General features: G+C 59.2%; 24 protein-coding genes. 17 read left to right on the top strand and 7 right to left on the bottom strand.

Annotated elements, in window-relative coordinates:
- Positions 1–253: 253 nt before the first annotated feature.
- Positions 254–1,627 (bottom strand): nucleotide 5'-monophosphate nucleosidase PpnN, encoded by a 1,374-nt coding sequence (gene ppnN, locus JFU11_RS12525; RefSeq protein ID WP_201121300.1) that lies wholly within the window; start codon positions 1,625–1,627, stop codon positions 254–256.
- Positions 1,628–1,853: 226 nt separating this feature from the next.
- Here ppnN and JFU11_RS12520 point away from each other — a divergent pair, with 226 nt between their 5' ends.
- Together JFU11_RS12520 and JFU11_RS12515 are read left to right on the top strand one after the other, a co-directional pair.
- Positions 1,854–2,381 (top strand): DUF3087 domain-containing protein, encoded by a 528-nt coding sequence (locus JFU11_RS12520; RefSeq protein ID WP_123722274.1) that lies wholly within the window; start codon positions 1,854–1,856, stop codon positions 2,379–2,381.
- Between the two features lie 150 nt (positions 2,382–2,531).
- Positions 2,532–4,109 (top strand): sensor domain-containing diguanylate cyclase, encoded by a 1,578-nt coding sequence (locus tag JFU11_RS12515; RefSeq protein WP_201060755.1) that lies wholly within the window; start codon positions 2,532–2,534, stop codon positions 4,107–4,109.
- Between the two features lie 15 nt (positions 4,110–4,124).
- Here the strand turns inward: JFU11_RS12515 and JFU11_RS12510 are convergent, their stop codons facing one another.
- Positions 4,125–4,511 carry a DUF2784 domain-containing protein gene (locus tag JFU11_RS12510; protein WP_123722276.1) on the bottom strand — a complete coding sequence of 129 codons (387 nt, stop codon included), beginning with the start codon at positions 4,509–4,511 and terminating at the stop codon, positions 4,125–4,127.
- A gap of 60 nt (positions 4,512–4,571) precedes the next feature.
- Entirely contained in the window at positions 4,572–5,447 is an 876-nt protein-coding gene (gene dapA, locus JFU11_RS12505) for a 4-hydroxy-tetrahydrodipicolinate synthase (RefSeq protein WP_201060754.1), read from the bottom strand.
- Positions 5,448–5,840: 393 nt separating this feature from the next.
- Between dapA and JFU11_RS12500 the strand changes: the two genes are divergently transcribed.
- The 5 genes from JFU11_RS12500 (at position 5,841) to JFU11_RS12480 (ending at position 8,740) form a co-directional block, all read left to right on the top strand.
- Positions 5,841–6,539, top strand: a complete 699-nt coding sequence (locus JFU11_RS12500) for an AzlC family ABC transporter permease (protein ID WP_032830637.1) — start codon at positions 5,841–5,843, stop codon at positions 6,537–6,539.
- Positions 6,539–6,850, top strand: coding sequence for an AzlD domain-containing protein (locus JFU11_RS12495; RefSeq protein WP_162830927.1), 312 nt, complete (start codon positions 6,539–6,541; stop codon positions 6,848–6,850). The genes JFU11_RS12500 and JFU11_RS12495 overlap by 1 nt, the downstream gene beginning before the upstream one ends.
- Positions 6,851–6,922: 72 nt before the next feature.
- On the top strand, positions 6,923–7,081 hold the full coding sequence (locus JFU11_RS12490; RefSeq protein ID WP_201060753.1) for a hypothetical protein: 159 nt from the start codon (positions 6,923–6,925) through the stop codon (positions 7,079–7,081).
- Positions 7,082–7,345: 264 nt separating this feature from the next.
- Positions 7,346–8,245 carry a polysaccharide deacetylase family protein gene (locus JFU11_RS12485; RefSeq protein WP_201060752.1) on the top strand — a complete coding sequence of 300 codons (900 nt, stop codon included), beginning with the start codon at positions 7,346–7,348 and terminating at the stop codon, positions 8,243–8,245.
- Between the two features lie 243 nt (positions 8,246–8,488).
- Positions 8,489–8,740, top strand: a complete 252-nt coding sequence (locus tag JFU11_RS12480; protein ID WP_123722279.1) for a DUF1652 domain-containing protein — start codon at positions 8,489–8,491, stop codon at positions 8,738–8,740.
- Here JFU11_RS12480 and JFU11_RS12475 read toward each other — a convergent pair.
- Positions 8,737–9,633: a LysR family transcriptional regulator gene (locus JFU11_RS12475; protein ID WP_123722280.1), complete on the bottom strand. Its 897-nt coding sequence runs from the start codon at positions 9,631–9,633 to the stop codon at positions 8,737–8,739. The two genes, JFU11_RS12480 and JFU11_RS12475, sit on opposite strands and share 4 nt — an antisense overlap.
- A gap of 127 nt (positions 9,634–9,760) precedes the next feature.
- Here JFU11_RS12475 and JFU11_RS12470 point away from each other — a divergent pair, with 127 nt between their 5' ends.
- From JFU11_RS12470 to JFU11_RS12435, 8 genes are all read left to right on the top strand, one after another.
- Complete coding sequence (locus JFU11_RS12470) at positions 9,761–10,921, top strand: muconate cycloisomerase family protein (protein WP_201060751.1); 1,161 nt, start codon at positions 9,761–9,763, stop codon at positions 10,919–10,921.
- A 10-nt stretch (positions 10,922–10,931) separates the two neighbouring features.
- The gene (catC, locus tag JFU11_RS12465) at positions 10,932–11,222 is read left to right on the top strand and encodes a muconolactone Delta-isomerase (RefSeq protein WP_123722282.1); all 291 of its coding nucleotides are present in this window, start codon (positions 10,932–10,934) and stop codon (positions 11,220–11,222) included.
- A 51-nt stretch (positions 11,223–11,273) separates the two neighbouring features.
- Positions 11,274–12,203 (top strand): catechol 1,2-dioxygenase, encoded by a 930-nt coding sequence (gene catA / locus JFU11_RS12460; RefSeq protein WP_201060750.1) that lies wholly within the window; start codon positions 11,274–11,276, stop codon positions 12,201–12,203.
- Between the two features lie 191 nt (positions 12,204–12,394).
- The gene (locus JFU11_RS12455; protein WP_274610038.1) at positions 12,395–13,354 is read left to right on the top strand and encodes an AraC family transcriptional regulator; all 960 of its coding nucleotides are present in this window, start codon (positions 12,395–12,397) and stop codon (positions 13,352–13,354) included.
- Positions 13,355–13,598: 244 nt separating this feature from the next.
- Positions 13,599–14,963 carry a benzoate 1,2-dioxygenase large subunit gene (gene benA, locus JFU11_RS12450; protein ID WP_201060749.1) on the top strand — a complete coding sequence of 455 codons (1,365 nt, stop codon included), beginning with the start codon at positions 13,599–13,601 and terminating at the stop codon, positions 14,961–14,963.
- Positions 14,960–15,448, top strand: coding sequence for a benzoate 1,2-dioxygenase small subunit (gene benB / locus JFU11_RS12445; RefSeq protein WP_038982789.1), 489 nt, complete (start codon positions 14,960–14,962; stop codon positions 15,446–15,448). Before benA ends, benB begins: the two co-directional genes overlap by 4 nt.
- 10 nt (positions 15,449–15,458) lie before the next feature.
- Complete coding sequence (gene benC, locus JFU11_RS12440) at positions 15,459–16,472, top strand: benzoate 1,2-dioxygenase electron transfer component BenC (protein WP_201060748.1); 1,014 nt, start codon at positions 15,459–15,461, stop codon at positions 16,470–16,472.
- Positions 16,473–16,718: 246 nt separating this feature from the next.
- The gene (locus JFU11_RS12435) at positions 16,719–17,492 is read left to right on the top strand and encodes a 1,6-dihydroxycyclohexa-2,4-diene-1-carboxylate dehydrogenase (protein ID WP_123722287.1); all 774 of its coding nucleotides are present in this window, start codon (positions 16,719–16,721) and stop codon (positions 17,490–17,492) included.
- A gap of 33 nt (positions 17,493–17,525) precedes the next feature.
- Here the strand turns inward: JFU11_RS12435 and JFU11_RS12430 are convergent, their stop codons facing one another.
- Positions 17,526–17,888 carry an NUDIX hydrolase gene (locus JFU11_RS12430; RefSeq protein ID WP_201060747.1) on the bottom strand — a complete coding sequence of 121 codons (363 nt, stop codon included), beginning with the start codon at positions 17,886–17,888 and terminating at the stop codon, positions 17,526–17,528.
- Between the two features lie 221 nt (positions 17,889–18,109).
- Between JFU11_RS12430 and JFU11_RS12425 the strand changes: the two genes are divergently transcribed.
- A complete protein-coding gene (locus JFU11_RS12425; protein ID WP_123722289.1) occupies positions 18,110–18,328 on the top strand; it encodes an SPOR domain-containing protein in 219 nt (72 codons plus the stop codon).
- 53 nt (positions 18,329–18,381) lie between these two features.
- Here the strand turns inward: JFU11_RS12425 and osmE are convergent, their stop codons facing one another.
- Together osmE and JFU11_RS12415 are read right to left on the bottom strand one after the other, a co-directional pair.
- Entirely contained in the window at positions 18,382–18,744 is a 363-nt protein-coding gene (osmE, locus tag JFU11_RS12420; RefSeq protein ID WP_123722290.1) for an osmotically-inducible lipoprotein OsmE, read from the bottom strand.
- A gap of 11 nt (positions 18,745–18,755) precedes the next feature.
- The gene (locus JFU11_RS12415) at positions 18,756–18,995 is read right to left on the bottom strand and encodes a hypothetical protein (RefSeq protein WP_095054805.1); all 240 of its coding nucleotides are present in this window, start codon (positions 18,993–18,995) and stop codon (positions 18,756–18,758) included.
- Positions 18,996–19,086: 91 nt separating this feature from the next.
- Between JFU11_RS12415 and JFU11_RS12410 the strand changes: the two genes are divergently transcribed.
- A complete protein-coding gene (locus JFU11_RS12410; RefSeq protein WP_123722291.1) occupies positions 19,087–20,313 on the top strand; it encodes an RtcB family protein in 1,227 nt (408 codons plus the stop codon).
- The last annotated feature ends 16 nt before the right edge of the window (positions 20,314–20,329 follow it).

Genomic DNA, 20,329 nt, shown 5'->3' with positions numbered 1-20,329 from the left:
TGCTCTGCGTGGGAATGCAGCCCGGGACGCTCCGCGTCCCTTCCAGAGCCGAACGCAGAGCGCCGTTGAGGCATTCCCACGCAGAGCGTGGGAACGATCAAAACCCCGCATCACGCGGTGTTTCTTGTCAAAGTGTGGGAGTGGGCTTGCTCGCGAAAGCTGCTTAACATTCAACAGAGATGTCGACTGTTACGCCGCCTTCGCGAGCAAGCCCGCTCCCACAGGTGTGATGTTCAAGCTCACATCAATATTGTTACGCCACCACCTGATAACACGGCACATACTCCGCGCCACCCGGCAGTTTCATCCGGTGTTGGGCGACGAAGGCTTTGAGCAGTTTGTCCAGCGGCTGCATGACGGCGGCATCGCCACGGATCTGGTACGGCCCGTGTTCTTCGATCAGGCGGATGCCCTTGTCCTTGACGTTGCCGGCGACGATGCCGGAGAACGCGCGGCGCAGGTTGGCGGCCAGTTCGTGGGACGGCAGGTTGCGGCTCAGTTGCAGGTTGGCCATGTTGGCGTGGGTCGGGTCGAACGGGCGCTGGAAGCCTTCGTCGATCTTCAGCAGCCAGTTGAAATGGAACGCGTCGTTGCGCTCGCGACGGAACTGTTTGACCGCTTTGAGGCCTTGAGTCATCTGCCGCGCCACTTCAGCAGGGTCGTCGATGATGATCTCGTAGTGCTGCTGCGCGGCTTCACCGAGGGTGGCACCGACGAAGGCGTGCAACTGCTCCAGATACGGCGCGGCGCTTTTCGGCCCGGTGAGGACCACGGGGAAGGGCAGGCTTTCATTGTCCGGGTGCATCAGGATGCCGAGCAGGTACAGGAACTCTTCGGCCGTGCCCGCGCCACCCGGGAAAATGATGATGCCGTGGCCGACGCGGACGAACGCTTCCAGGCGTTTCTCGATGTCCGGCAGGATCACCAGTTCGTTGACGATCGGGTTCGGCGCTTCGGCGGCGATGATCCCGGGTTCGGTCAAACCGAGGTAGCGGCCACCGTGGATGCGCTGCTTGGCGTGGGCGATGGTCGCGCCTTTCATCGGGCCTTTCATCACGCCCGGGCCGCAACCGGTGCAGATGTCCAGGCTGCGCAGACCGAGTTCGTGGCCGACTTTCTTGGTGTACTTGTATTCTTCGGTGTTGATCGAGTGGCCACCCCAGCACACCACGATTTTCGGTTCGACACCGGGGCGCAGGGTGCGGGCGTTGCGCAGCAGGTGGAAGACGTAGTCGCTGATGCCCTGGGAGGTGCTCAGGTCGATGCTCAAGGCGTCGAGTTCGTTTTCGGTGTAGACGATGTCGCGCAGGGCGCTGAAGAGCATTTCACGGGTGCTGGCGATCATTTCGCCATCGACGAAAGCGTCGGCCGGGGCGTTCAGCAGTTCCAGGCGTACGCCACGGTCTTGCTGGTGAATGCGGATTTCGAAGTCTTTGTAGGCTTCCAGGATGGTCTTGGCGTTATCGACGTGGGCGCCGGTATTGAGGATGGCCAGGGCGCACTGGCGGAAAAGGGTGTAGGTGAGGCCGGTTCCGGCTTCGCTCAGTTGCTGTACTTCACGTTGGGACAGTGTTTCCAGGCTGCCTTTAGGGCTGACCGAGGCGTTGATTACATGTCGTTGGGTCATTCAATGATCCTTAAAACGATGTCACCCGCCGGCAGGCGCATGGCATCCGAATAGTGTGTATCCATGGAGAAGATGGCACGAACTGCGCTGTATCGCCATGTTCCCCGTTTGACGATGGAAAGATGAAAAGGAGCCCCAGCATAGCTAAATCCTTCGGGGAGGCGATAATGCCCCGCAGTCTTTTTGCTACAGAGCCTTTCCCATTGATGCAAGGAACCCCGTCGCGATGTTCGAAATCCAGCCAATGAATGCCGAAACCTATCGACGCCAGACGCGACGCAGCACGGTAATCATCGCCCTGATGTTCCTGGCGCTGGCGATGGCGCTGTCCACGGCGGCGGTGGCGCTGTTCGGTGAGCCCGGCGGTGACAATCTGCGTTTTAACGTGGGTGGCGTGTTTGCCGCATTGTTGCTGATGGCGGCGCTGATGCGCGGCAAGTTCTGGACCCAGGAATGGATGGCGCCAGCGGTCTACGGTTGGCAGCTCAAACGCAGCCTGATGAGCATCACCAACGTCATGCACCAGGTGACGGCGGCAGTGGAGAAGGGCGATCCGAGCGCCATGAAGCTGCTGCGTTTTTATCATCTGGGACTGAGCCAGATGCACCAGTTGGACGGCAATTCCAGCGACCATAGCCAGCTGACCCGTGAGATGGACCAGCACAAGGCGCGGATGGAGGCGCTGGGCATCGAGACCGAACAGACGCAATTGAATCCGGCCTGGCTTGAGGCGGTGAAGCAGACGCAGATGTAGGCTGACGATCACTGGCGATGAGCAATTTCGTGCAAATCACCTATCGTATTCGTTGATGAGTCATAGTGGTCCGAGCGCCAGCCACGGCTGGCTGGCGTTAAAAGGGCGAACGGGAAAATTCGCCATGTCATAAGGGATTAAGGGAGCGTCATGGGGCATCCGTTCGTCAAAGATCGCACTGAAAGCACCCGGCTCGCCACGCCGTGGGTAGCCGGGCAGGTTGAGTCGAAACTCAAGGTTAGATACGCGGTTTCTCTGCTTGTTGCGGTATGCCTGTCCATGACGGCCATTGTGATAGGGGAAGGCTGGAACTCGCGTCAGTATCATTTGCACGGCAGCGAAGTGGAGATGTCCAACCTCGCGCAAACCCTGGCGTCACAGGCGCAGGCATCGATCAAGCAGGCCGACACGCTGCTGTTTGCCTTGGTGGACCGCCTCGAAAACGATGGCATGGAACCGGCGAAGATACCCAGATTGCAAACTTTGCTCCACGCCCAGCGCAGTGAACTGGCACAAATCCATGGGCTGTTCGTTTACGACGAAGACGGGCGCTGGCTCGCCAACTCCAATAACGCTGTGCTGCCCAATGCCAATAACGCCGACCGTGAATATTTCATCTACCACCGTGATCATCCCGACCGCGGTCCTCATATCGGTCCATCGATAAAAAGTCGCTCGACCGGTGAATGGATCATGACCGTGTCACGCAGGATCAATCACGCCGATGGCCGGTTTGCCGGCGTGGCGCTGGCTACGATCTATCTCAACCATTTCCTGGACCTGTACAACAGCATCGACATGGGCAGTAACGGGGTGGTCAATCTGATCGCCAACGACGCCACCATCGTCGTTCGCCGCCCGTTCAACGAAGCCGATATCGGCACCAGCGTCGCCAAGGGGCCGCTGTTTACCCAGCTGTTGCCCAAGGGCGATTCCGGTACGGCCATCGTCAAATCCTACGTGGACGGGGTGGAGCGGGTGGTGGGGTTTCGGCGGGTAGAGGGTTATCCGCTTGTGGTCTTTGCCGCGCTCGAAAAGGATGAAGTCCTGGCCAGCTGGAAGCAGGAGTCAGTACTCAGTGCGAGCCTCGTGTTATTGCTGCTGGGGTTTCTGGGCGTTCTCGGCTATCGCCTGATCCGTGTCATGAAGCAGCAGAATCATATTCAGACCGAATTGCTGGAGGCTCAGGAGAAACTCATTGAGGTCAACCACAGCCTTAAATTGCTGGCTCTGGAGGATGCACTGACCGGGCTTTCCAACCGGCGTCAGTTCGATTTGTTCATCCTGGCGGAAATGGGTCGTGCCAGGCGTACCCACACCAGCCTGGCGTTGCTGATGATCGATGTCGATCATTTCAAGAGTTTCAATGATCACTACGGTCATTTGGCGGGCGATGAGTGTTTGCGCAAGATCAGCACCATCATCACTGACAACATCCAGCGCCCCGGCGATCTTGCTGCCCGCTTCGGTGGCGAGGAGTTTACGGTGGTGCTGCCCGGCACCGATTATGTGGGGGCGTTTCTGGTGGCGGAAAAAATCCGTCGCGCGGTTCAGCAAACGGACATCAAGCATAGCGGCAGTCCCGAAGGCCTCGTCACGGTCAGTATTGGGGTCTGTGCCTACAACCAGACGGCGCAGAACCAGCCCGAAGACTTGATCGGCGCAGCAGACAAGGCGCTGTATGTGGCCAAGGCCAGCGGCCGGAACATGAGCGTCATTGCCAACTGAACTCAGCCAGACCGGTCACTGCCCCGAACGGGTTGGGTGCCGCAGCTTCCATAAGCGGATCAGCCGCAGGTAGATCAGCACGTTGATCGCCAGCACCACGCTGCCCAGCCCCAGCTGAATCGTGGGTGTCAGCCCGGCCGGATAAATAATCGGCCACACGTAATGCTCGATAAAACCGCCGCCGTAGCCGGTTTGCCCGGCCGCTTGGCGCATGAGGTTTTCCCAATCGGTCAGTGGGCACGTCAGGTGGAAAACTTCCACGATCACGCCCCACGCGGCGGCGGGCAGGTGCCACCAGGCCAGGCGGTGCCATTTGAGCACCAGCAGCCCGCCGAACAGCACGAACAGAATGAACAACAAGTGAGACAGCACCAGCCCGTCGGCGGCGATTCGGTAAAGCATGTCGATTCCCTGACGCGTTATGTGAATCGCTCCATGGTACTCGGGCTGGGTGCGTGTACTCTATCGATTGCTGTTTTCAAGCACTGTCAATACTTCTTTCAAACGCACCGCCGTGGCTTCGCTGCTGCATTGCATCGGCGCGCGCAGCTCGTCATGGATCAACCCCTCAAGGGCCAGGGCGGTTTTCACCGGGGCAGGATTGGGCTCGATGAACAGGCTGTGAATCAGCGGCAGCAACTGGAAGAAGGTCGTTCGGCCGGCCGCTAACCGGTTGTCGCGGATCTGTTGATACAGCGCCACGAACAGCTCGGGATGAACATGGGCCGAGGCGGCAATCGCGCCTTTGGCACCCAGACACAAAGCGCCGAAGATCTGGTTATCTTCACCGCACAGCACGTCAACCTTGCCGCTGGCGAGCAGCGCAAGCGTGGTGGCTGGATTGCCGCCGCAGTCCTTGATCGCGACGATCCGGTCATGGGCGACGATCCGGAGCAAGGTTGCCTGCTCGAAGGCTATGCCGGTGCGATAGGGAATGTCGTAGAGAATGACCGGGACGCTGGAAGCATCCGCGACGGTCTTGAAAAAGGCTTCAAGGCCAGCCTGGGACGGGCGGATGTAGTACGGCGGTGGAACCAGCAAACCCGCCAGAGAACGTTTCAGGATTTCGCTTTGAAATGTCAGCAATTCGGCAAGATTGTTGCCGGCCAAGCCCATGACCACACGTTCTGGCGGAACCAGTTCCAGCACCGCATCGAGCACCGCCAGCTGCTCATGTTTGCCCAGCGCTGCGGCTTCCCCGGTGGTGCCGCAGACCACAATGCCATCGACGCCTTTTTCCAGCAGATGACTGACCAGCCGCCGCAACCCGTCGAAGTCGATCGCTCCATGGTGAAACGGCGTAACGATGGGAACCCAGATACCTTGAAACGATGACATGCACTTTCTCCTGAAGGTTGACCGATTTCGTCACCGTCAGAAGCGTAGAAGGAAGTCAGCAAGAAGGAGGGAGTGTCCGCCGCGCTCAATGTCCTGTCAGCTCATCTGACGGGACAGCGCGCCCCGGTCACATGAGCGACTGTTTCTTCGATTTAAGGGCGTGCGCAACGCAACCTTGCGCCTTGGCATTCAAGCCAATGACGACAGTGTTGAGGTTGAAGGTTGCGGACATGGTTGCTTACACCCTGAATGAGGTGCTCAGTTTTAAAAGTTGGTGCGATATTTGTCAATCTCGAAAATCAGCACCGGTTGCGTGCAATTGCGCAAGATTGTTCAAGCCATCCACCGCGACTGCTGGCACAGTCTGGGGTCCTTCCCTGGTTGTAGAGCGTTATGTCCAACTCACTCATGCCGCGCAGTGCATTCCTTCGCGGTGCCGCGGCCATCATGCCGTTGTCCCTGGCGACTGCGCCTTGGGGGTTGCTGGCCGGATCCATGGCCATCGAGGCCAATCTCACACCGCTGCAAGGCCAGGGGCTGTCGAGCATCGTGTTTGCCGGCGCGGCTCAATTGGTCGCCATCGGCATGCTCAAGGGCGGTGCCGGGGTCTTTTCGATTCTGTTGACCACGCTGTTGCTGACCTCCCAGCATTTGCTTTACGGGATGAGCATGCGTTCAGTGATTTCCCCGTTGCCAGGCCGCTGGCGTGTGGGGCTGGGCTTTTTGCTCACCGACGAGTTGTTCGCCCTGACCAGTCAGCATGACAAACAGCAGTTCAATCGCTGGTACGCCCTGGGGGTGGGCCTGACGTTCTACATCGCGTGGAACCTCTTCACTCTGGCGGGCATTGTGCTGGGCAGCAGCATTCCGGGTCTTGAACACCTGGGGCTGGACTTCTCCATCGCGGCGACCTTTATCGCCTTGATCACACCCGTGGTGCGCAACGTTCCGACGGTGGTCTGCGTGGCGGTTTCGCTGTTCTGTTCGGTGCTGTTCAGCTATTGGCAATGGGGCTCGGCCCTGGTGTTGTCGGGGTTGGCGGGCATGACCGCGGGCTTTATCTGCAACAAACTCTATGTGGGGCGCACATGATGGTCTGGGCTGTGATTATCGGGATGGGCCTGTTGGTGTTCCTGAACCGCTACGTATTTCTCGAGCCTCGGCTGCCGGTGCGCTTGAGCAGCAATGCCCGGCAATTCCTCGGTTTCGCGGTGCCGGGCATGCTTACAGCAATCTGCGGACCGATCGTGTTCATGCCCGACAAGCAGTTGAACCTGCAGTGGGACAACCCTTATCTGATCAGTTCGCTGGTGGCCGTGGGCCTGGTGCTTTACACCCGCAATACGTTGCTCAGCATGTTGTTGAGCATGGGGTTCTTCTTTTTGCTGCGATGGTGGCTCTGAGTCGTCTTATCCGAAACTGTTCTACGCTTAAAACAGATGACAGATCTTTTTGAGAAAGGAAGGGAGGTGGACATGGCCACTGAACCAACGCGTCCGGACCCGGATGAGGACATCGATGAACCGACGGAGGAGGAGCTCGAGCAGCAAAGGCGTTCGAGGCCGGACTGGAAGCATCCTGACGACGGTAAAGAACTGTCGGAGCGTGACCAGGAGCGCCCGCTGAAGCCCTGATCGGCTGGTAATCAAAATCAAAAGATCGCAGCCTTCGGCAGCTCCTACGCCATTTAATGTAGGAGCTGCCGAAGGCTGCGATCTTTTGATTTTTGGGGGCAAAACAATCTGACGGGCGCCTCCGAGAGCGGGCGCTGGAACCAAACACTGTGTACCCTTATCCAACCTCGGCTTGCAGCGGTCTGCGGGCCGGTCAAGGGATGAATGGGCGAGGGGTTTTTGCCATTAAACGTGATGACCGCAAGGTCTGGTCCAAGGCAAAACATGAAGCAGCTGGTCAAGGTTCTCTCCGCGTTCGCCATCGCAGTCGGCTTGTTTGGCTGCATCGCCGCGCCCATTGAAATGACGCCGCAGACGCAACAGGGTCTGCGCACACAAGCGCCGATCCGCTTTCTGCTGACCTTCGACGACGGGCCCAGCGCGTCCGGTTTTTACAACCCGACCGTCACCGTGCTCGATAGCCTCGCGCGCAATCCGCTGCAACCCGACATTAAAGCCGTGTTCTTCGTGCAGACCCGTGACTCACGCGCCGGCGGCGGTGAAGCGGGTCGACAGATCATGCGTCGCGAACATGCCGAAGGACACCTGCTGGCCTTCCACACGGCTACGCCCCGGCACACCAATCATCGTTCACTGGACCCGGAAGAACTGGAGCAGTCGCTCACTGATGGCAGCGCAGACATCGCCGCGATCACTGGCGCCTCGCCGACCCTGGTCCGTCCGCCGTTCTGGAACTATGACAAGCGCACCTTTGCGGCCTATCAACAGCATGGCATGCACGTACTGCTGACCGACCTGAGCGCCAATGACGGCAAGATCTGGGGCTTCAACGCCAGCCCCCGTCGGCGGGCCAATATGCTGCGGCAACTGTCCGAAGTCCGCGAGCGCATTGCCCTCGGCGAGTTGCCGGCGGTGGACGGGGTGATACCGGTGGTAGTGACCTTTCATGACCTGAATCGTTATACCGCCCGGCATACCCGGGAATACCTGCAAATCCTTCTCGACAGTGCCAGTGCCACAGGTCTGGTCACGGCGCATAAAGCGTTTTACGACGACACGGCAGCGCTGCAGCGGGCGGCCATGGCGCGTACGGTCCGTGACAGTTCTGAGGCGGTTGAGCTACCAGGGATCTGGAACTGGTTGTGGGACGGGGATGCTCACTGAACGATGCCGGACGATTGACTGTGTAGCAGCTGTCGAGCTTGCGAGGCTGCGTTCGGCTGCGCAGCAGTCGTGAATCCGCTTGACGCGGTTTGCCTGATGCCGCAGGTTCTGGTTTGACGACTGCTGCGCAGCCGAACGCAGCCTCGCAAGCTCGACAGCTGCTACAAAACTCGCTGGCGCGTTGCGCAAGTTGATCTACTCTGAGTGGATCCAATCGGAAAACCGTCCCCGAGGGCGCCCGCCATGGTTCCAGTTCCCCAGCTTTGCAGCATTGTGGAGTCCGGTTTCAAACCGTTGTCCTGCGAATGCACCGTGAATCGCGATGAAACATTGCGGATCAAGGTCTTCGATCACAGCACCGGGCGGGTTGAACTGTTGATTACCGGTGTATCGCCCGACGAGTTGACCAGTGTCCGCGATATTTCCAATCTGATCGGCGAACTTCGCACCGAAATGCGCGCCGGGCGCAGAGCCTTCGCCGGGGTAATGGCTTAGTTTTCAAGCCTGTCGCGCGGCAGCAGTTCATCGATCATCTGCAAACAATGATTCAACCCCGGCGATACATCGCCCACGCGCCTGCTGAGGATGATCGGCGAGGTGGCGTTGTCTTCCAGTACCGGGGTGAAGCCAATGTCGTCGCGGTGCAGCAACTGCACTGAAGCCGGCACTAACGTCACCCCGATTCCCGCACCTACCAAACCGATTGCTGTTTGCAGCTCGTTGGTCCATTGCGCCACGTTGATGTGTACGCCATAGGATTCAAAAAGCGCGATCACATGATCGGCGTAACTGGGGCGCGGGTTGCCGGGGTAGAGCACGAAGGGTTCTTTTGCCAGTTCACGAAGGCTGATGGGCCCGGCCAGTAATGGATGGCCGGCGGGGAGGGCGGCGACCAGCCGGTCTTCGGTCAAAACAGTCTGGATGATCGCCGGGTCGTCGATGCGGATTCGCCCGAAACCAATGTCGATGCGCCCGGCCTTGAGCGCCTGCACCTGTTGCAACGTGGTCATTTCCGAGAGCCCCAACTCAAGCGCCAGCGGCTCGCCGCTGCGCAGTCGGCGAATCAGTTCCGGCAGCACGCCATAGAGGGTCGATGGCGCAAAGCCGATGCCCAGCCAGGTCTTTTCACCCAAACCGATCCGTCGTGTGTTGTCGCACACCTTGCCCAACTGTTCGAGCAGGGCGGTGGAATGTTCATGGAAAAACCGCCCGGCGTCGGTCAGCTTCAGCGGTCGGCCGCGCTCCAGCAGAAGCACCCCGAGTTCGTCTTCCAGCTGCTGGATCTGCCGGCTCAGCGGCGGTTGGGCGATGTGCAGCAGTTCGGCGGCGCGGGTGAAGTTGAGGGTTTGAGCCAACACCTGAAAATACCGCAGGTGACGCAGTTCCATGAGGCCTCCGGACGTTGATCTGTTAAATACCTTTAAGGTATCGAGCCAGACCAATTCTATATTGGCCGCCCGGAAAAAGCCGTACGAGAATCCGTTCCAGAACTTTAAGAACCTGACGGGTATCGACATGCGTGCAACTGCCATTGAATCGATCGAGACGATCATCGTCGATCTGCCGACCATTCGCCCGCACAAGCTGGCGATGCACACCATGCAGAACCAGACCCTGGTGATCATTCGTGTGCGCTGTGCCGACGGCATTGAAGGTGTCGGTGAGTCGACCACCATTGGCGGTCTGGCCTATGGCAACGAAAGCCCGGACAGCATCAAGACCAACATCGACAAACACTTCGTGCCACTGCTGATCGGCCAGGACAGCGGCAATGTGAATGCCGCGATGTTGCGCCTGGAGCGCAGCATTCGTGGCAACACCTTCGCCAAATCAGGTATCGAAAGTGCCTTGCTCGACGCCCAGGGTAAGCGCCTTGGCCTGCCGGTCAGCGAACTGCTGGGCGGCCGCGTTCGCGATGCGCTGCCGGTGGCCTGGACCCTGGCCAGCGGAGACACCGCCAAGGACATCGCCGAAGCGGAAAAAATGCTCGACCTGCGCCGGCATCGGATCTTCAAGCTGAAAATCGGCGCTGGCGAGGTCAACCGCGACCTGGCCCACGTCATTGCGATCAAAAAGGCGCTGGGCGATCGCGCCAGCGTGCGGGTCGATGTCAATCAGGCCTGGGACGAAGCGGTTGCCCTGCGGGCCTGCCGGATCCTCGGAACCAACGGTATCGACCTGATCGAACAACCGATCTCGCGCAATAACCGCGCCGGCATGGTGCGCCTGAATGCCATGAGCCCGGCGCCGATCATGGCCGATGAGTCCATCGAATGCGTGGAGGATGCCTTCAACCTGGCCCGCGAGGGCGCCGCTTCGGTATTCGCCCTGAAAATCGCCAAGAACGGCGGCCCACGCGCCGTGCTGCGAACCGCCGCGATTGCCGAGGCGGCCGGCATCGGCCTGTACGGCGGCACCATGCTTGAAGGCGGTATCGGCACGCTGGCCTCGGCCCATGCCTTTGTCACACTGAACACACTGGGCTGGGATACCGAGCTGTTCGGCCCGCTGCTGCTCACCGAAGACATCCTCAGTGAGCCATTGGTCTACCGCGATTTCCAATTGCACGTCCCGCAAACACCGGGGTTGGGCCTTGTTCTGGATGAAGAGCGCCTGGCGTTTTTCCGTCGGGACAAAATATCCAATGCCACATCCACTGCCGTTCATCAAGCCTGAGGAGGGCATCATGCTGTTTCACGTAAAAATGACTGTGAATTTACCGGTCGACATGAACCCGGAACGCGCCGCTCAGCTCAAGGCCGACGAAAAAGCCCTGGCCCAGCGCCTGCAAGAGCAAGGCAAGTGGCGTCATCTGTGGCGCATCGCCGGGCTCTATGCCAATTACAGCGTGTTCGATGTCGACAGCGTTCAGGACCTGCACGACCTGCTGATGCAATTGCCGCTGTACCCGTACATGGCCATCGAGGTCAACGCGCTGTGCCGGCATCCTTCTTCCATTCGCGAGGATGACCGCTGAACCCAGCCTGTTCAGTTCGCTACGCTAATAATTACAAGATGAGGAACCACCATGAACGTCAAGATTTCCCACACTGCCAGTGTCCAGAAGTTTCTCGAAGAGGCCAGCGGTCTGCTCAATGACGCCGGCGATCCGCGAGTCAAGGCGCTGGTTTATCGCATCCTGCGCGATTCGGTGAACATCATCGAAGACCTGGCCGTGACCCCGGAAGAGTTCTGGAAAGCCGTCAACTACCTCAACGTGCTGGGCGCGCGTCAAGAGGCCGGGTTGGTGGTGGCCGGGCTCGGTCTGGAGCATTACCTCGACCTGCTGATGGACGCCGAAGACGAGCAGGCCGGCAAGGCCGGCGGCACACCGCGGACCATCGAAGGGCCGCTGTACGTGGCGGGTGCGCCAATATCGGAAGGCGAAGCGCGGCTGGATGACGGCGTCGATCCGGGTGTGGTGCTGTTCATGCAAGGCCAAGTGCGCAACACCGCCGGTGAACCGTTGGCCGGCGCGGTGGTGGATGTCTGGCACGCCAATACCGGCGGCACTTATTCCTACTTCGATACCACTCAATCGGAATTCAACCTGCGTCGACGCATCGTCACCGATGCCGAGGGCCGTTACCGTTTTCGCAGTATCGTGCCGTCGGGCTACGGCTGCCCGCCGGACGGTCCGACTCAGCAACTGCTCGATCAACTGGGCCGTCATGGTCAGCGGCCGGCGCACATCCACTTCTTCATTTCGGCAGCGGATCATCGTCACCTGACCACCCAGATCAACCTCGACGGCGATCAGTACCTGCATGACGATTTTGCCTATGCCACCCGTGATGAGCTGATTGCCAAAATCACCTTCAGCGATGATCCGCAGCGTGCGGCGGCCCATGGCGTCAGCGGTCGTTTTGCCGAAATCGATTTTGACTTCACGCTGCAGTCGTCTGCCCAGCCTGAGGAGCAGCAACGCCACGAACGGGTTCGCGCGCTCGAGGACTGATACCTTCGATCAGCCGAACCTTTGTGGGAGCGAGCCAGCTCGCGAAAGTGGAGTGTCAGTCAACGTTGATGTTGAAGCTGATGACCCTTTCGCGAGCAGGCCGCTCCCACAGGTCGGTCAACTGACACATCGATGCGAGCACTGCTCTAGAATCGCCCGACGCACCCTAAAACAACAATGAGAGCGAACCGATGATGCAAGCGCAATTGTTGAGTCATCGCAGCAGAGTCTTCGACCACGCCGACCCTTACGCGGTATCAGGCTACGTCAATCAGCATGTCGGCAATCATTGCCTCCAGATGCCCAGGTCCGGCCGGCCGCTGGCCAGCCTGGATCATCGCAAATTCGCCAGCCTCGACCTGTGCCGTATAAGTTACGGCGCCAGCGTGCGGGTTGTGTCCCATGCGCTGGACAGCATCTATCACTTGCAAGTGCTGCTGCGCGGCAACTGCCTGTGGCGTGGCCATGGTCAGGAACATTACTTCGCGCCTGGCGAGTTACTGCTGATCAACCCCGATGATCCGGTGGATCTGACCTATTCCAGTGATTGCGAAAAATTCATCCTGAAAGTTCCCACGCGGCTGCTGGAGTCGGTGTGCGAAGAGCAGCGCTGGCGGTATCCAGGGCAGGGCGTGCGGTTTCTGGAGAACCGTTATCAGCTCAATGAGCTGGAAGGTTTCGTCGGTCTGCTGGCGATGATTTGCCAGGAAGCCGAGGCCACCGAGCAGATTCCCCGGGTGCAGGAGCACTATGCGCAAATCGTTGTCAGCAAGATGCTTGGCCTGATGAAGACCAACGTTATGCGCACTGATCCCGGCTCACCCTCGGCCACGTTCGAGGCGCTGGTCGATTACATCGCGTGCAACCTCAAGCAGGACATCGACAGCGAAGAACTGGCACGCCAGGCGCGAATGAGCCTGCGTTCGCTGTACGGGTTGTTCGAACGCAATGCGGGGGACACGCCGAAAAACTACATCCGGCAGAAAAAGCTCGAACGCATCCACGCCAACCTGAGCGACCCGACCTGCAACGTGCGCAACGTCACGGAAGTGGCCATGGATTACGGCTTTCTGCACCTGGGCCGGTTCTCCGACAGCTACCGCAGACAGTTCGGCGAATTGCCATCGGACACCCTCAAGCGCCGCCATTGAACGTGCCCCCAATCCCTGTAGGAGCTGCCGAAGGCTGCGATCTTTTGACTTTGTTTTTAAAAGACAAGATCAAAAGATCGCAGCCTTCGGCAGCTCCTACAGTTTTGTGTCCGCCCGATATGTTACGGGCGTGCGCGATACCCTCTGCACAAAACGGATACAGGTCTGCACCCGGCGGATAGTGCGCCCCATCCCCTCGTCCTAGCATGGCCCTGCCTGAATAAAAACAATGGAGGCGGCGGCCATGACCCTGCGACCTGAATACCTTCACTCCCTGCTTGAAGAAGACCCTGAGCAGGGCATCTATCGCTGCAAACGCGAGATGTTCACCGATCCGCGGCTGTTCGACCTTGAGATGGAACACATCTTTGAAGGCAACTGGCTGTACCTCGCACACGAAAGCCAGATCCCCAACAACAACGATTTCTACACCACCACCATGGGGCGTCAGTCGATCTTCATCGCGCGCAACAAGGACGGTGAACTGAACGCCTTTATCAACGCATGCAGCCACCGTGGCGCGATGCTCTGCCGGCACAAGACCGGCAACAAGAGTTCGTACACCTGCCCCTTCCACGGCTGGACCTTCAACAACTCCGGCAAACTGCTCAAGGTCAAGGACCCGGCGGCGGCTGGCTACCCGGCGAGCTTCAATTGCGAAGGCTCCCACGACCTGACCAAAGTCGCGCGTTTCGAATCCTATCGCGGTTTCCTGTTCGGCAGCCTCAAGGCTGACGTGGTGCCATTGGTAGAACACCTGGGCGAGTCGGCGAAGATCATCGACATGATCGTCGATCAGTCCGCCGATGGCCTGGAAGTGCTGCGCGGTTCCTCCAGCTACATCTACGAAGGCAACTGGAAACTCACCGCCGAAAACGGTGCCGACGGCTATCACGTCAGCTCGGTGCACTGGAACTACGCGGCGACCCAGAACCAGCGCAAACAGCGCGAAGCCGGCGATTGCAATCCGACCATGAGCGCCGGCACCTGGGCCAAGCAGGGCGGTGGTTTCTATTCCTTCGACAAGGGCCACATGCTGCTCTGGACCCGTTGGTCCAACCCCGAGGACCGTCCGCTGTACGAGCGTCGCGACGAGTTGGCCCGGGACTTCGGCCAGGCCCGCGCCAACTGGATGATCGAGAACTCGCGCAACCTGTGCCTGTACCCGAACGTGTACCTGATGGACCAGTTCAGCTCGCAGATTCGCATCGCCCGGCCGATCTCGGTCAACCGTACGGAAATCACCATTTACTGCATCGCCCCCAAAGGCGAAAGCGACCACGCCCGTTCGAGCCGGATTCGTCAGTACGAGGATTTCTTCAACGTCAGCGGCATGGCGACCCCGGACGATCTGGAAGAGTTTCGTTCCTGTCAAACAGGTTACCAGGGCAGCGTTACCGCCTGGAACGACATGTCCCGTGGCGCCGAACATTGGGTTGAAGGCGCCGATGACGCGGCTAAAGAGATCGACCTGCACCCGCTGCTCAGCGGCGTGCGTACCGAAGACGAAGGCCTGTTCGTGCTGCAACACAAGTATTGGCAGCAAACGATGCTCAAGGCGTTGGCCGCTGAACAGTCCGAACTGATTGCAGTGGAGGCCGTGCAATGACCATTACCTATGACGCTGTGCGCGATTTTCTCTACCGCGAAGCACGCTACCTAGACGACAAACAGTGGGATGACTGGCTGGAGTTGTACGCGCCGGACGCAACATTCTGGATGCCGTCCTGGGACGATCACGACGAGCTGACTGAAGACCCGCAGCGGGAAATTTCGCTGATCTGGTACGGCAACCGCACGGGCCTGGAAGATCGCGTTTTCCGCATCAAGACCGAGCGTTCCAGTGCGAGCATTCCGGACACCCGCACCTCGCACAACCTCAGCAATATCGAGCTGATCGAACAGGCCGACGGGCTGTGCAAGGTGCGCTTCAACTGGCACACCCTGAGCTTTCGCTACAAGACCGTCGACAGCTATTTCGGCAGCAGTTTCTACACCCTGGATGTGCGCGGTGAAAACCCGTTGATCAAGGCCAAGAAAGTGATCCTGAAGAACGACTACGTTCGACAGGTCATTGATGTTTACCACCTCTGAGGCGGCCGTCATGACTCATTCCATTGCGTTCAATTTTGAAGACGGCGTCACCCGATTCATCGACGCCAATGCTGGGGAAACCGTGGCCGATGCCGCGTATCGCCAAGGCATCAATATTCCACTGGACTGCCGAGATGGCGCTTGCGGAACCTGCAAGTGCTTCGCCGAGGCTGGCCGCTACGACTTGGGTGAGGACTACATCGAAGACGCCCTCAGCGCCGACGAAGCGCAACAGGGTTTTGTCCTGACCTGCCAGATGCGGGCGCAGAGCGATTGCGTGGTGCGGGTGCCGGTTTCATCGGATGTCTGCCGTACCCGTCAGGCCAGTTATGACGCGACCATCAGCGCCGTGCGTCAGTTGTCCGACAGCACCATCGCGCTGTCGATCAAGGGCGAAGCCTTGAGCAAACTGGCGTTCCTGCCGGGGCAGTATGTGAACCTCGGGGTTCCCGGCAGCGAGCAGACTCGCGCTTACTCGTTCAGCTCGTTGCAGCGTGACGGCGAAGTCAGCTTTCTGATTCGCAACGTACCTGGCGGCTTGATGAGCAGCTTCCTGACCAGCATGGCCAAGGCCGGCGACAGCATGAGCCTGGCCGGACCGTTGGGCAGCTTCTATTTGCGCGACATCCGCCGTCCGTTGTTGCTGCTGGCCGGTGGCACCGGTCTGGCGCCGTTCACCGCGATGCTTGAAAGAGTCGCCGAACAGGGCAGCGAGCATCCGCTGCATTTGATCTACGGCGTGACCAACGACTTCGATCTGGTGGAGCTCGATCGGCTTGAAGCTTTCGCGGCGCGAATTCCGAACTTCAGCTTCAGCGCCTGCGTGGCCAATCCCGACAGTCGGCACCCGCTCAAGGGCTACGTGACCCAACACATCGAGCCACGGCATTTGAACGATGGCGACGTCGACGTCTACCTGTGCGGCCCGCCGCCGATGGTCGAAGCGGTCAGCCAGTTCATCCGCGAACAAGGCATTGCGCCGGTGAACTTCTACTACGAAAAATTTGCCGCCAGCGCGGCGTAAGTATTTTCGCGGCGATGCACCTTTGTAGCCGCTGGCGAAGCCTGCGTTCGGCTGTAGCAGCTGTCGAGCTCCAGCGAGGCTGCGTTCGGCTGCGAAGCAGTCGTGAGTCCGGCTAATGCGGTCTGCCTGATGTATCGCAGTTTCTGATTTTACGACGGCTTCGCAGCCGAACGCAGCCTCGCTGGAGCTCGACAGCTGCTACAGATCGTGTTTCCCGTGAAAACAATTTTCGCAATAGAGGTACACATGAACAGATTCCACGAAAAAGTCGCGCTGATTACCGGTGCCGCCCAAGGTATCGGCCGGCGTGTGGCTGAACGCATGGCCGCCGAAGGTGCGCGGTTGATTCTGGTCGACCGCTCCGATCTGGTGTTCGAACTCCAGAAGGAATTGGGTAAGAGTAGCCAGGTGCTCGCCCTGACCGCCGACCTTGAGCAGTACAGCGAATGCAGCCGCGTGATGCGCACCGCTGTCGAACGTTTTGATCGCCTCGATGTGCTGGTCAACAACGTTGGCGGCACGATCTGGGCCAAGCCTTTCGAGCACTATGAAGAGGCGCAGATCGAGGCCGAAGTCCGCCGTTCATTGTTCCCTACGTTGTGGTGTTGCCATGCTGCGCTGCCGTTCATGCTTGAGCAAGGCAGCGGCGCCATCGTCAACGTTTCGTCCATTGCGACCCGCAGCGTCAATCGCGTGCCGTACGGCGCGGCGAAGGGCGGGGTCAATGCGCTGACCGCTTGCCTGGCGTTCGAAACGGCCGGTCGTGGCGTGCGGGTCAACGCGACCGCCCCCGGTGGCACCGAGGCGCCGCCACGGCTGATCCCGCGCAACACCGCGCAGCAAAGCGCTCAGGAAAAACTCTGGTACCAGCAGATTGTCGACCAGACCCTCGACAGCAGTTTGATGAAGCGCTATGGCACGCTGGATGAGCAGGCAAGCGCTATCCTGTTTCTGGCCAGCGACGAAGCCTCCTACATCACCGGCATGATCATGCCGGTCGGTGGCGGTGATTTGGGTTGAGTGGCTTGCAGTCGCGCGGTTAATACCTGTGATCTACAAGCGACGCTGAAACGCTTTGACGATTCTGAGTGTGGCGTCGCTTGTGTTCAGGTTCTGTACCGCGTCCAGCGGATACCAGATGCAATCAAAGATTTCATTTTGTGGCCGAGCCTTTGCCAAGTTTACGACCAACGCCTCGTAGACATGGTGCCGAGTGCTGGCCGTTTCCCACTCCATCAAGTACAGCAGGTCGTCGACCTCAAGCCCTGTTTCTTCGTAAAGCTCTCTTGTGGCCGCGCCCGCAGCAGTTTCGCCAGGCTCGATTTTTCCGCCCGGCAGGGTCCAGCGCCCCCTGGGTTTGCGCACGAAGAGGATATGCCGATCCTGCTCGCAAATGACGGTTGCACGTACTTTCATGGATTACCCGACTGCTATCTGTCACAAAACAGTTATGAAAATGCAATATTCAGACCGAAATCCGCAGAAGTGTGTGCTTCAAGGGTTGGAGTCGACAGGGCGGCTGAAAGTGCAATGAAATGCCGGAATCCTGACGCGACGTCTGGTTGGCACCTCAGTGAAGGTCGGGTGTAAGGTAGTTGAGTCGATCCAGGACTATCACTGCCGAAATGGAGGTGACTATGAGCGTTCCGATGCTGACTAAAATGCACATGAACGGCTATGACGTACTCAGCGTGAACAACGGCCCCTGGCGGGTGTGCACCAAAGGTGACCGGCTTGGAGCCTTTGGCAGCAGAGAGGAAGCACTGGCCTATGCGGCTTCGCTTCCCGCCTACAGAGCCCGGTCGGGTAAAGCGTCGCGCAGCCACAAATCAGAAAGCCACAAATCAGACAAATAGTGCGCCTGAAGCCCCGGTTCGCCGGGGCTTTTAATCGCTGTCAGGCGTGGAGATCAGTAACCGCTGCCACCCATCCCGCCTGTGGACGGGGAGTACTCTCTGGCTTTTTGTTGGGCACGACTCCATTGCGCGCAGGTCATGAAACTTTTGTGGTCGACCTTGCCCTGGCTGTCGAAACTGACATTATACGGCTGCTGATGGCCGGCCTGGGTCAGCTTGTAGTCAAAGCAGGTGCCAGGTTCCACCGTGCGCTGCGTTATCGATAAAGGCTGGCCGCCAATCTGCTGGACTTGTTCCTTGCTCATGCCGGTCTCGACCTTGGCGACCAGCGGTTGGTCTCGATAAACGTGTGATTCCGTGTTGCAGCCACCTGACGCCGCCAGCACGGCGATCAGCGCGCATAGACGCTTGTTCATGGCAGCGCTCTCTAATGAGCTTTCATCCGACTGATGGATTTTGCTTTTACTTCTTCAGCATAGCCCGCCAGTCGCTCTTCATCGCCCTGGAACAACGCGCACAGCCTTAGCGTTGCCTCTGCGTCCACATCATTGCCGGCCAGGCGCAACTGCTCTGCAATGCGCAAAAGCTCTACCGCCGACCACCTCAGATCCGAGGCCACACCTTGCAGGTCGCGCCGAAGTTGCTGTTCATATTCATTAAGCCACATGATGACCTCCTGCAATTCCCCGCTACGAAATAGTAGTCCCATTTACCTGTCTGGAGCGTTATGTTCGTCTGATCGCAAGAGAGTCGAAATCATGCAACAACCCGTCTACCAACTGCTGGAAGTCGCCAACGGCAAGCCGATCAAACTCTGGACCGAGGGTGTGCCGGTTGAAAGCGAAGCCCGGCAGCAATTGATCAATACCGCGAAGATGCCGTTCATCTTCAAGCACCTGGCAGTGATGCCGGATGTGCATCTGGGCAAAGGGTCCACCATCGGCAGCGTGATCCCCACCGTGGGCGCGATCATTCCGGCGGCCGTGGGGGTGGACATCGGCTGCGGCATGATTGCCGCGCGCACTTCACTGACCGCCGCCGACTTGCCGGACAACCTGCACGGCCTGCGCAGCGCCATCGAAAAGGCCGTGCCCCATGGCCGCACGTTGAGCCGTGGCCGCCGCGATGAAGGCGCCTGGAATCACGTTCCACATCAAGCCGATCAAGCCTGGGCGGCGCTGAGTTCACGGTTCAAGGCGATCACCGACAAGTACCCGAAACTTGCCAGTACCAACAACCGCCATCACCTTGGCACCCTCGGTACCGGCAATCACTTCATCGAGGTCTGCCTGGACGAGGCCAATCGCGTCTGGTTCATGCTGCACAGCGGTTCTCGCGGCGTTGGCAATGCCATCGGGACCCTGTTCATTCAATTGGCCCAGGCGGACATGCGCCAGCACATCGCCAATCTGCCGGACCGCGATCTGGCCTATTTCAAGGAAGGCAGCCTGCATTTCGACGACTACGTCGAAGCGGTGGGCTGGGCTCAGGACTTCGCCCGGCAGAACCGCGCGTTGATGATGCAGGCGGTGATTCAGGCCGCGCGGCAAGTGATTCGCAAACCTTTCGAGGTCGCGCTGGAGGCTGTGAACTGCCACCACAATTACGTGCAGAAAGAGCGGCACTTCGGTGAAGACGTCCTGGTCACCCGCAAGGGCGCGGTGTCAGCGAAGAAGGGCGAGCTGGGGATCATTCCCGGCTCCATGGGGGCCAAAAGCTTCATCGTTCGAGGGCTCGGCAACGAACAATCGTTCTGTTCCTGCAGTCACGGTGCCGGTCGGACCATGAGCCGCACCAAAGCCAAAAATACTTTCACTGTCGCAGACCAGATCCGCGCGACCGCTCATGTGGAGTGCCGCAAGGATGCGGCGGTCATCGATGAGATTCCGATGGCTTACAAGGACATCGACAAAGTCATGTACGCCCAGCGTGATCTGGTGGAAGTACTGCACACCTTGCGACAGGTGGTCTGCGTGAAGGGGTAGGAAGGGAAGGACCTCC

Origin of the sequence: Pseudomonas sp. TH37 (assembly GCF_016650735.1) — a bacterium.
Classification (GTDB): domain Bacteria; phylum Pseudomonadota; class Gammaproteobacteria; order Pseudomonadales; family Pseudomonadaceae; genus Aquipseudomonas; species Aquipseudomonas farris.
This window is presented reverse-complemented; position numbering and strand designations above follow the sequence as displayed.

Bases quoted from the DNA above. Each gene is read 5' to 3' on its own strand.
- benC (WP_201060748.1), top strand. From the start codon at position 15,459: ATGACTCATTCCATTGCGTTCAATTTTGAAGACGGCGTCACCCGATTC.
- JFU11_RS12500 (WP_032830637.1), top strand. From the start codon at position 5,841: ATGTCCAACTCACTCATGCCGCGCAGTGCATTCCTTCGCGGTGCCGCG.
- JFU11_RS12430 (WP_201060747.1), bottom strand. From the start codon at position 17,888: ATGAAAGTACGTGCAACCGTCATTTGCGAGCAGGATCGGCATATCCTC.
- JFU11_RS12490 (WP_201060753.1), top strand. From the start codon at position 6,923: ATGGCCACTGAACCAACGCGTCCGGACCCGGATGAGGACATCGATGAA.
- catC (WP_123722282.1), top strand. From the start codon at position 10,932: ATGCTGTTTCACGTAAAAATGACTGTGAATTTACCGGTCGACATGAAC.
- JFU11_RS12510 (WP_123722276.1), bottom strand. From the start codon at position 4,511: ATGCTTTACCGAATCGCCGCCGACGGGCTGGTGCTGTCTCACTTGTTG.
- JFU11_RS12485 (WP_201060752.1), top strand. From the start codon at position 7,346: ATGAAGCAGCTGGTCAAGGTTCTCTCCGCGTTCGCCATCGCAGTCGGC.
- ppnN (WP_201121300.1), bottom strand. From the start codon at position 1,627: ATGACCCAACGACATGTAATCAACGCCTCGGTCAGCCCTAAAGGCAGC.
- JFU11_RS12515 (WP_201060755.1), top strand. From the start codon at position 2,532: ATGGGGCATCCGTTCGTCAAAGATCGCACTGAAAGCACCCGGCTCGCC.
- JFU11_RS12495 (WP_162830927.1), top strand. From the start codon at position 6,539: ATGGTCTGGGCTGTGATTATCGGGATGGGCCTGTTGGTGTTCCTGAAC.
- JFU11_RS12480 (WP_123722279.1), top strand. From the start codon at position 8,489: ATGGTTCCAGTTCCCCAGCTTTGCAGCATTGTGGAGTCCGGTTTCAAA.
- JFU11_RS12455 (WP_274610038.1), top strand. From the start codon at position 12,395: ATGATGCAAGCGCAATTGTTGAGTCATCGCAGCAGAGTCTTCGACCAC.
- osmE (WP_123722290.1), bottom strand. From the start codon at position 18,744: ATGAACAAGCGTCTATGCGCGCTGATCGCCGTGCTGGCGGCGTCAGGT.
- catA (WP_201060750.1), top strand. From the start codon at position 11,274: ATGAACGTCAAGATTTCCCACACTGCCAGTGTCCAGAAGTTTCTCGAA.
- dapA (WP_201060754.1), bottom strand. From the start codon at position 5,447: ATGTCATCGTTTCAAGGTATCTGGGTTCCCATCGTTACGCCGTTTCAC.
- JFU11_RS12425 (WP_123722289.1), top strand. From the start codon at position 18,110: ATGAGCGTTCCGATGCTGACTAAAATGCACATGAACGGCTATGACGTA.
- JFU11_RS12415 (WP_095054805.1), bottom strand. From the start codon at position 18,995: ATGTGGCTTAATGAATATGAACAGCAACTTCGGCGCGACCTGCAAGGT.
- benA (WP_201060749.1), top strand. From the start codon at position 13,599: ATGACCCTGCGACCTGAATACCTTCACTCCCTGCTTGAAGAAGACCCT.
- JFU11_RS12475 (WP_123722280.1), bottom strand. From the start codon at position 9,633: ATGGAACTGCGTCACCTGCGGTATTTTCAGGTGTTGGCTCAAACCCTC.
- benB (WP_038982789.1), top strand. From the start codon at position 14,960: ATGACCATTACCTATGACGCTGTGCGCGATTTTCTCTACCGCGAAGCA.
- JFU11_RS12520 (WP_123722274.1), top strand. From the start codon at position 1,854: ATGTTCGAAATCCAGCCAATGAATGCCGAAACCTATCGACGCCAGACG.
- JFU11_RS12410 (WP_123722291.1), top strand. From the start codon at position 19,087: ATGCAACAACCCGTCTACCAACTGCTGGAAGTCGCCAACGGCAAGCCG.
- JFU11_RS12470 (WP_201060751.1), top strand. From the start codon at position 9,761: ATGCGTGCAACTGCCATTGAATCGATCGAGACGATCATCGTCGATCTG.
- JFU11_RS12435 (WP_123722287.1), top strand. From the start codon at position 16,719: ATGAACAGATTCCACGAAAAAGTCGCGCTGATTACCGGTGCCGCCCAA.